Raw genomic sequence first — 9,168 nt, 5'->3', positions numbered from 1 at the left:
GACCGCCGCTACCTCGACATGTCCCTGCTCAACTCAACCCCAGACACTGCCGCTGCTTGACCCCTCCAAGGAGCATTCCTCCCCCGAACCCCCTCCCGACCAACTACACACGATTCGGGACTTGACCGCTCGCGGGGCGTTTCACAACGAGCAAGGCCAACGCGGTCCTGCAAGCGCTTCGATGCGTGGTTGGGCGAGGCGCGTGCGTGCGGGGTCCGCGCGGTGGAAACCTTTGCCGAGGGCCTCGAACAGGACGGCGATGCCGTCCGGGCAGCCCTGACCTCCCCCTGGAGCAACGCCCAGGCCGAGGGCCAAATCACGAAGCTCAAGCTTCTCAAGCGACAGATGTATGGCCGCGCCAACTTCGATCTGCTCCGTCGTCGAGTGCTGCTCACCGTCTGAACCTACGGTCCACACGAAGTGCGGGAGAGCCACGGAACTGGGTCACGCCCAGTCGGCCTTCATCGCACCGTGTGCAGCACCGAAATGCGACAGGTCCTTCACGAGGAATCAATCCACCATCACAGTAGGCATACGAGCCCACCCGACAGGCGCGGCATGTGGAAGCGACTCCTTCGCTCACGATGCAGTGGAGATAGTTCGGGTCAACCCCGCGTCCCCGTGACTGCGCCGCAAAGTGCTCGCAGCCCTCAAGCGTGTGCTCGACGAACTGGACCCCACACGAGCCCTTCTTGTCGGGTGACGAGCACCTCGCGCAGTCCGCCGCGGGGAAGCCCCCTCCGACGCCGTCGGTCGAGCATCGACTGCAGAAGCGAGCACACGACCACACCGTGTCCGTCCCCCCATCACCAGGGCCGTGCCGGATGCCCGCCCCCCAGTGCAGCAACTCATGAAGGAGCGTCCGGTCGAGCCCCTCCGCGTTCTCGACGCCACGCGCGTTGAGGTTCGACCTGTAGGGCCCGGACAAGGCAGCGTCGAAGTCAGAGGGCGGGCCCACGTCCGTCGCCGCCCTGGTACCGGGACACTGGCCCCCACAGCCGATGAAGAGGTCGTGGCCGGAGGAAAAGGCGCTCTTCATGAGCTGGCCCAGGTCCTTGTTCGAGCCCGACAAGCACTCAATCCTCGCTGGAATTTGCTTGAGTGCCTCCAGGATTCGACTCGTCTGCTCGCTGTTGCAGGCGCCAGGGGCGCCTCCGATGACGACTTGCAGGTTGGGCAAATCCACCAGAGAGGCCGTCGAGCCGAGGTCCTCTGGAAACCCTGCCATCGAATCGCAGGTGGCGAGGGTGCTCATCCCTTCGTCCCGCTCCTCTTCAACGGCGGGCCCCTCCTCCACGGACTCCACCACGTACCCGCGGCCTCCGCCCTCGAGGTCCTGCATCCGCTCGCGGACGACCTTCACGGTTCCGCGGGATCCGATCTGGGTGCGGCGGATCTCGAACTCGCCGTTCAGGTCCTTGTCCTCCAGCCACGTCTGCACCATGACGCCACCGTCGAAGCGGCGCACGTACTGGTAGTCCACACGGGTGTCTTCGTTGAAGTCGCCCCAGTGCGTCACCTCGTCGCCCTCATACCGCGCGGTGAGAGCGGGTCGATTCATGGTGCCGTTGAAGTGCTGGACGACACGGGCAGTCCCCTCCAGGCGGGACACGATGCGCACCTTCGTCCCATCCAAGTTTTGGACGATGATTTCGCCTCCGTTCCGCTCGACGTCGAGGACTGCCCGCAGCCGCGCACCAGCCTCCGTCCCGGCGTCCACGATGACATGGCGTCCTCCGGGAACTCCTCCATTCGACGTCTCTTGGCAGCCGAACAGGGCACACGCCCCCAGCAGGAGGACTCCTCGCGCAACGACTGAAGTTTGCATCGCCTCGCACCTCGTGCGGCTCATTCGAGGCAGAACGGATACAGCGGCGCGCAGCGCCCGCGCTCATGCCCTCCGGGGCAACGTCGCCTTCCTCGCAGTCCGGGTGCCCCCGAGGTACGGCTACCGTCGCATCCGCATCTTCCTGGGGCGAGACGGCCACCGCATGTGTCCGGACAGGGCGTATCGGCTCTGGAAGAAGGAGGGGCTGCAGGTGCCGCGCAAAAGGTCCAGGCGACGCGTGGCATCCAGCCGCCCTCGTCCGCTGTCGGCAACAGGCCCCAATCAGGTGTGAGCCCATGACTTCGTCTTCGACGGCTGAGCCAACGGATAGCAGCTCCAGTGTCTCACCGTGGTGGACGAATGAACGCGCGACGGCCTCGCCATCGATGTCGCGAGCGCCATCCGGTCCACAAGGGTGGTCAAGGTCCTGTCGAACCCAGGCACATCCGCAGCGACAACGGGCCGGAGTTCGTGGCCTCGGCCCTCCTGCGGTGGGCCGCGGAGGCCGGCATCGAGTTGGCGCATATCGCCCCCGGCAAGCCCTGGTAGAACGGCACCGACGAGAGCTTCAACGGACGCTTGCGCGATGAGTGCCTCTGCGTGGAGTGGTTTCGCTCTCGAGCAGAGGCCAAGGCGGTCATCGAAGCGTGGCGGCAGCACTACAAACCAGGTCCGTCCCCACTCGAGCCTGGGCTACCTCACGCCTCTGGAATTTCGACGGCAGTGCGAAGCAGTGGTACCCAACCCGCCCCAGACGGTGCCTCTCTCGTGACCAGTGGTCCGAAGGATCCAGGCAGGTCAGGTGCGGACGTCAGGCATCATCAACAACAGGCTGGCAAGAGCAAGAGCTGGAACCCAAAGCATCAGAAGGAGCGGGCAAAACATGAAAGCGTTTGATTTCTCTGTGACGTGCGAGTTGACCGGAGGACTTCTTATGGGCGATCGACAGAATCTGGAGAACTTGTCCAATGCTGAGATTTTAGGCGCAGAGATAGGGCTGAGCGAGGATGGCAACACTGACTTGATGTACGACTATCCTGGGGAGCGGTGGGAGGAGGTTTTTGCTCGCGAAACGAGGGCGCTGCGGCGACTGTGTGAGTCTGGGCATGTGCTGTTTTTGAATCTCGGGGAAGGCTTGTTTTTTGGTGAAGTTGAGACGTGTGACGGTGGGGACGCATCGAAAACGAAGAAGGGGTGGCTCTACTCCCCTACCGGCGTGATTGCAGCCGCCAATCCTGGAGTTGAAGGAGGCCTGCTGAAATCCGTTGCTTTCGAACTAAAGACCGATCCTGGGTGGTATTGCGTTTATGTTTCGCACTCCGATCGCGACGATTGTGGGCGCAGCGAACGAGTCGTGGGTGAGTTTGGGCTAAGAGGGCAGCCTGCGATTGTCGTTGGCTTCGAACGTCTTGATAGCCCGTCTCTGACGGCTGGCGCCAACTGGTTCTTCAAGAAAACAGAGTGGCTAGCCTCTTGGCGACGAGCTGATGATCTTGTTGCGGCCAGGATCAAGCGCATTGAGGGCGGCCATGCCATTGGGCGAATCGTATTCCCGTCAGGAGATGGGTATGTTCAGTTTTCACATGGAGATGCCGGCCTTGCCGCGGGAGAAGATGTTGTCTTGAGATTGCTTGAGAATCTGGGAGGGGGGCGCTGGGATGCTGAGTTTGTGCGTATGCGTCGATAGGGATGAAGTCGGCCCGGCGGTGCTCGTGGTCTCGCGAGGATGCGTGGGTCAACTGGCCGGGCAGGCGCTCACGCCTCCTGCTGACCTGCCTGGATCCTTCGGACCACTGATTACGAGAGAGGTGCCGGCCGGGATGGATTGGGTACCACTGCTTCGCACTGCCGTCGAAATTCCAGAGGTGTGAGGTAGCCGAGGCTCGAGTGTGGCCGGACGAGGTTGTAGTGCTGCCGCCACGCCTCGATGACAACCTTCGCCTCTACCCTGGAACGAAACCATTCCATGCTGAGGCACTCGTCGCGAAAACGTCCGTTGAAACTCTCGTCGGTGCCGTTCTGCCAGGGCTTGCCCGGCGCGATGTGCGCCAGCTCGATGCGCGCCTCCGCGGCCCACCGCAGGATGGCCGAGGCGACGAACTCCGGCCCGTTGTCGCTGCGCATGTGCCTGGGTGCCCCTCTCTGACTCACCAGCTTCGACAGCACTTCGACGACCCGTCCGGAGCGGATGGCGCCCGCGACGTCGCTGGCGAGGCACTCGCGCGTCCACTCGTCCACCACCGTGAGGCATTTGAGCTGCTGTCCGTTGGCGCAGCCGTCGAAGACGAAGTCGTAGGCCCACACCTGGTTGGGCCCTGTCGCAGGCAACGGACGCGGGCGGCTGGCCGCCACTCGCCGTCTGGGCCGTTTGCGCGGCACCTGCAGGCCCTCCTTGCGCCAGAGCCGATGCGCCCTGTCTGGGCACATGCGGTGACCGTCACGTCCCAAGAAGATGCGGATGCGACGGTAGCCGTACCTCGGGTACTGCAGGGCCAGTTCGCGCATCCGCTCCACGACAGGCCTCTCCCGCTGTGCCTTCTGCGACACGTACCCCAGGGCCGAACGCACCACCCGCAACAGCCTGCATGCTCGCCGGGTGGACAGCCCCCGAGCGCGGGCATACTCCACCTGCTGTCTTCGCGCGGGGGCGCTCACCATTTTTTTTGCTTGGATTTCCTTCAGCACTTCGATGTCCAAGTCCCGCTCAGCCAGCAGCTTCTTCAGCCGGGCATTCTCCGCCTCCAACTGCTTCAGCCGCTTCGTGTCGTTGGCGTCCATGCCCCCGAAGCGCTTGCGCCATGCGTAGACCGTCGGCTCGCTCACTCCGTGCTTCTTCGCGGTCTCCGGTACTGACGACCGCTCCGCCTCGCGCAGGATCGCGACCATCTGCTCTTCGCTGAACCGACTCTTCTTCACTGCCTGCCTCCGTGGTGGCCGGAGACGGCATCCTCTCAAGCTTCACGTGGTCCGAAAATCCCAGAGCATGTCACTGCCAGCCGCGTTCTTTCCAACGGTCTTCCGGGGGAACGGACCGCCGTCCCGACTGCTCCATCTCGCGGTCCGCTTGGCTGAACCCGCTACGAACAGCTTCGGTGACCCGCCTGCGATCCATTACCCCGATCCCATACAGACGCGGCCGCGTACCTCGACAAACCCTCCTCGCCAGCTCCACGCCATGGGGCACATCCACGGCGTTGGCCTGCCACTCCCGCAGGAGGCCGTCCGCGCGCATGAGGAGCCACGGACGGCCCGCCACGCTGCGCGCCCCCAGCATGAGGCGCTCCAGCTCACCCGCGGCCTGGCCCTCCTCCAGGTCGCTCATCTCGTCCACTTCTGCAGCCCCGCGTGGCCCAAGCCTCCCTTGCCGCTGGTCTTCGGCACCTTGATCGCCGTTACGAGACCCTCCAATCCCGCGGCTCTCCGCGCTCGCTTGGCTCGAAGACTCGCGATTCTGGAAGGTCGTCTTCACGCCTGGGCTGCGGGCGGCGCGAAGAGCAGCTGGGAGGCGCCGCCGGCCAGGAGGCCCACGCCCAGGCCAATCATCAGACTGCGGATGGCCCCGCCGCCATACGCGGAGAGGACGGCGCCCGGCACCGCCTGCAGCACGACCTCCTTCGCGCCGGCCAGGGCCGGAGGATGGTGATGCGCGCCCCGGTGGCCACGTCCAACTCGCCCGCCCCCACGTCCCGCTCGCCCACCACGACGTGGAAGCCCGGAGTGGACTGCTCCACGAGGTAGTTGCCGAAGCCCTCGCACACGGCACGCAGCGCGCGCACGGCCTCCGCGGGCGAGGGCACGCCCAGCTCCAACTGCCACTCGCGGCCGAGCATGGAGTGGTTTCGCTCTCGAGCAGAGGCCAAGGTGGTCATCGAAGCATGGCGGCAGCACGACAACCCAGTCCGTCCTCACTCGAGCCTGGGCTACCTCACGCCTCTGGGATTTCGACGGCAGTGCGAAGCAGTGATACCCAACCCGACCCAGACGACGCCTCATTCGTAATCAGGGGTCCGAAGGATCCAGGCAGTTCATCCCTCGCGCGTGACGTAACCCCAGGCGGCCTCATCGTGTGATACTGAACCCTTGAAGCACCCCGGTCAGGACAGGGGTGGGGAGAGGGAATGCGCGCAACCCGTTGGGCAGCGTTGGTGACCTGCGTGCTGGGGCTGGCGTGGGCCACCCCGGCGCACGCCGGACGCCGACCCAGATCCCTCCCCCAACACCTATGTGCGGCTGGCTTTCTGGGAGGTCGAGCACGAACTGCTGCTCACCCGACATCCCATGGAAGTCACGCTCGAAGAGAAGCTCAAGGCGGTCGCGGACGCGGGCCACCTCGTGCAGCTCATCATGTGGTGCCCGGCCCAGTTGGACATCTACTTCCAGAAGGGGGGATTGAGCGAGAACGTCTACGAAACCAACCTGGCGACGGCGATCGAGCTGGGCGGCTACCGCGGACAGAACGACCGCGGCGGCTCCATCGAGGTCTTGATGGAGATCTACAACGGGTGGAACGGCTCGTCGGTCCACCAGAAGCTCGTCCTGTGGTCCATCGAGGGCAGTTTGACCGCGCTGGTGGGCGGCATGAACCTGGCTGGCTTCTACTGGGACAACGAGGCCCACGAAGGGCACCACGGAGGCGGCATGGGGGGCGAGGCCCCCTTGGGTCACACGGTCCATGACTCCGCCCTCCGACTGGACGGCCCCGCGGCCATCGTCGTCGAGGAGGAATGGCTCCGACGCTGGAGGAAGCGGTACTACAAGACACAACTGCTCAACAACCGTGGCAAGGGAACGACTCTCGTTGCCGACCCCAAGGACTACGAGCGTCAACCCAAGGCACGGATGGAGGATCAGCCCCTCGGACGCGAGGACGTGGTCATCGCGACGACGAACTCCGAGAGCTACGGCGGCCGCGCCGCCGATATCCAGTCACTGCTCGTCGAGCAGATCCGCGCCGCACGACGCTACATCTCGCCCGCCTCCCCGCTGCGCTGGGTCGCGCCCTCGGCCCGGAGTTCCTCCGATACACCGTAGGGCACATCAGCCGGGCTCACCTGGGACGCTCCTCGAAGCGCGTACCTACTCCTACGGCTCCCCCAGGGCCCCTGATGAAGTGAGGGCGGCCGCGTGTCGGGCCGCCCTGGCTTCGTGTGAAAAGGGCGCGGGGACCTGGGGCCCCCGCGCCCTTACGCGTTCACTGCGCCGGCAGCTTCGTCACGAACCCGTCGGTGTCTCCGAAGAGCACGTTGCCATCGAAGTTCCCGCTGGTGTACCCGCCCAGGTAGAAGGCCCCACTGGAGGCGCGACTCACGCCGTTGCTGTAGACGGGGGACGGTGCTCCCGCCGCCATCGCCGGGTTCTGCTGGAGGACCCACTGCCGGGTGCCCGCCGTGTCGAACTTCGCGATGTAGTTGTGCGCCACGCTGTACGTGGTGTTGGAGGGGTTGCCCACGTCACCACGGCCTCCACCGCTCACGTAGACTCCCGACGCGTCGATGAAGAGCCCGGAGGCGAAGATGCCATTCGTCGCGCTGAACTCCCGGGTCCACTGCCGCGTCCCCGAGGTGTCATACTTGCTGAGGAAGACGTCTCCAGCCGCCGTGGTGTTGGGGTTCCCATCCAGGCCGCCGCCGCTCTGGCCGGTCAGATAGACATTCCCCGCCGCATCCGTCGCCGAGCCATACAGCCACACCGCGTTGCCGCTCGAGCCGAGCTGCCGGGTCCACAGCTTGTTGCCGGCGGAGTCGTACTTCACGACGAAGAAGTCCTGCACGCCCATGAGGGCATTGCCGTCCATTCCACCCTCGGTCCATCCGGAGACGAAGACATTGCCGGCCGCGTCGGTCGCCGCGCGCCGCCCCTGGGTGTTCTTGCCCGCGGCGCCGGTCTGCCGGGTCCACAGCTTGTTGCCCGCGGTATCGAACTTCGTCACGATCATGTCCCGGTTGCCCACGCGCGTGTTTCCGTCCAGGCCTCCCTCGGCGACCCCCACGAGGAACACGTTGTCGGAAGCGTCGACCGCGACGTCATAGCCCTCCGTGGCGAACCCCGCGCCACCCACCTGGCGCGTCCACTGGCGCACGCCCGTCTTGCGGTACTTCGTCACGAACGCATCCGTCTGTCCGATGATGGGCGTGCCGTCCACCGAGCCGGCGGTGTAGCCCGCCACGTAGACGTCGTCGGAGGCCTGGCCCGTTGCGATGCCGTAGCCCAGGGCGAAGTTCCCCGGGGCGCCAATGGGCTTGGACCACAGGAGGGTGCCGCCCGCATTGCGGGCCTGGAGGAACGAGTCCAGCAGGCCCACCATCGGCGTGCCGTTGAGGGCGCCCCCCGTGTAGCCCGTGACGTAGGTGTTCCCCGTCGAGTCTCCCGCCAGGTCCAGCACCTGGGTGGAGGCCCCCGTGGCTCCGAAGGTCTGCGTCCACTGGGCGGAGACGGGGTTGGGAACCCCATCGTTGACGCAGGTGATGAGCTCCAGCGTCCGGAGGGAGACGACGTGGACTCCCGGCGCCGCATCATTGTCGTCCGTCACGTGCAGGCGGTAGCGCACGTAGGTCGCGGGCGAGGACAGCGTGAACTCGCGGCGCTCGTAGCCCGCCCAGTTCGTCTGGTTGTTGCGCGTGTCGAGCACCACCCAGGAGGAGCCGTTGAAGCCCTGGAACGTCCAGTCCTTCGGTGCGCGCGCGGTGTGGTCAGGCCCGTTGTGGAACACGAGAGCGTAGCGGTGCAGTGTGGTGGTGGTGACGGGCTGATAGCCAATCCAGGCGGGAGTCTGCATCACCTCGGAGACCCAGTAGCTGCTGGAGTTGTCGAAGGCCATCCACGCCTCGTAGGCGGCGGAGTAGGCGCCAGAGCGGACGACGCTCCCGCCCGGCGTCGTGGGCCCCGTCATCACCGGGACGATGGTGCCGCAGACGAGCGGCTGGGACGTCGTGCCCGTCTCCTCCGGAGGGCTGACGTCGGGGGCGTCTGGCCCCTGGCAGCCAGGGAGGGATGAGGCGAGCAAGGTGCTCGTCAGGAGGGTGCTTCGGATGATGTTGAAATGTCTCACGGTTGTCTCTCCTTGAACGTCGCGTGCAAAGGCACACGATGTGCTCGAACCGTACGACTCCGATTCCGTGAGACTGACGTGATGTGACGAACCCCCTGGCCCCTGGGACGAACGCGCCAAGGCATGGGATGAATCGGGCCGCCCCCGCCCTGACGTGAAGCCAGGGGTCAAGTCCCGAATCGTGTGTAGTTGGTCGGGAGGGGGTTCGGGGGAGGAATGCTCCTTGGAGGGGTCAAGCAGCGGCAGTGTCTGGGGTTGAGTTGAGCAGGGACATGTCGAGGTAGCGGCGGTC

The 9,168-nt window shown here is 65.5% G+C and carries 8 protein-coding genes and 3 pseudogenes; 6 read left to right on the top strand and 5 right to left on the bottom strand.

Translation table 11 applies throughout. The features are described from left to right. Positions 1–60: 60 nt before the first annotated feature. A pseudogene (locus LZ198_RS42270) lies at positions 61–402 on the top strand (transposase); the annotation flags it as partial. Here LZ198_RS42270 and LZ198_RS42265 read toward each other — a convergent pair. Then, positions 392–1,720 (bottom strand): hypothetical protein, encoded by a 1,329-nt coding sequence (locus LZ198_RS42265; protein ID WP_253977853.1) that lies wholly within the window; start codon positions 1,718–1,720, stop codon positions 392–394. The pseudogene LZ198_RS42270 and the gene LZ198_RS42265 overlap by 11 nt on opposite strands. Between LZ198_RS42265 and LZ198_RS43800 the strand changes: the two genes are divergently transcribed. The 3 genes and pseudogenes from LZ198_RS43800 (at position 1,614) to LZ198_RS42255 (ending at position 3,515) form a co-directional block, all read left to right on the top strand. Next, entirely contained in the window at positions 1,614–2,120 is a 507-nt protein-coding gene (locus LZ198_RS43800; protein WP_407667518.1) for an IS3 family transposase, read from the top strand. The two genes, LZ198_RS42265 and LZ198_RS43800, sit on opposite strands and share 107 nt — an antisense overlap. 128 nt (positions 2,121–2,248) lie before the next feature. Then, positions 2,249–2,534: pseudogene (locus LZ198_RS43795) on the top strand (integrase core domain-containing protein); the annotation flags it as partial. 177 nt (positions 2,535–2,711) lie between these two features. Beyond that, the gene (locus LZ198_RS42255) at positions 2,712–3,515 is read left to right on the top strand and encodes a hypothetical protein (protein ID WP_253977852.1); all 804 of its coding nucleotides are present in this window, start codon (positions 2,712–2,714) and stop codon (positions 3,513–3,515) included. Between the two features lie 110 nt (positions 3,516–3,625). Here LZ198_RS42255 and LZ198_RS42250 read toward each other — a convergent pair whose 3' ends face one another. The 3 genes from LZ198_RS42250 to LZ198_RS42240 form a co-directional block, all read right to left on the bottom strand. Further along, positions 3,626–4,744, bottom strand: a complete 1,119-nt coding sequence (locus LZ198_RS42250) for an IS3 family transposase (protein ID WP_253977851.1) — start codon at positions 4,742–4,744, stop codon at positions 3,626–3,628. Between the two features lie 70 nt (positions 4,745–4,814). After that, positions 4,815–5,150, bottom strand: coding sequence for a hypothetical protein (locus tag LZ198_RS42245; RefSeq protein WP_253977850.1), 336 nt, complete (start codon positions 5,148–5,150; stop codon positions 4,815–4,817). Between the two features lie 220 nt (positions 5,151–5,370). Next, a complete protein-coding gene (locus LZ198_RS42240) occupies positions 5,371–5,658 on the bottom strand; it encodes a tail assembly protein (protein ID WP_253977849.1) in 288 nt (95 codons plus the stop codon). A gap of 1 nt (position 5,659) precedes the next feature. Here LZ198_RS42240 and LZ198_RS42235 point away from each other — a divergent pair. Both LZ198_RS42235 and LZ198_RS42230 read left to right on the top strand, forming a co-directional pair. After that, positions 5,660–5,827 (top strand): annotated as a pseudogene (locus LZ198_RS42235) (integrase core domain-containing protein); the annotation flags it as partial. 279 nt (positions 5,828–6,106) lie between these two features. Further along, a complete protein-coding gene (locus tag LZ198_RS42230) occupies positions 6,107–6,859 on the top strand; it encodes a phospholipase D-like domain-containing protein (RefSeq protein ID WP_253977848.1) in 753 nt (250 codons plus the stop codon). Between the two features lie 160 nt (positions 6,860–7,019). On the opposite strand, the gene LZ198_RS43585 is transcribed toward LZ198_RS42230, so the two are convergent. Continuing rightward, the gene (locus LZ198_RS43585; protein ID WP_253977847.1) at positions 7,020–8,876 is read right to left on the bottom strand and encodes an SBBP repeat-containing protein; all 1,857 of its coding nucleotides are present in this window, start codon (positions 8,874–8,876) and stop codon (positions 7,020–7,022) included. Between the last annotated feature and the right edge of the window lie 292 nt (positions 8,877–9,168).

It is taken from the genome of Myxococcus dinghuensis (assembly GCF_024198235.1).
In the GTDB taxonomy this organism is placed as follows: domain Bacteria; phylum Myxococcota; class Myxococcia; order Myxococcales; family Myxococcaceae; genus Myxococcus; species Myxococcus dinghuensis.
Note: the sequence above shows the minus strand (reverse complement) of the source record. Positions and strands in the feature narration are given on the sequence as shown.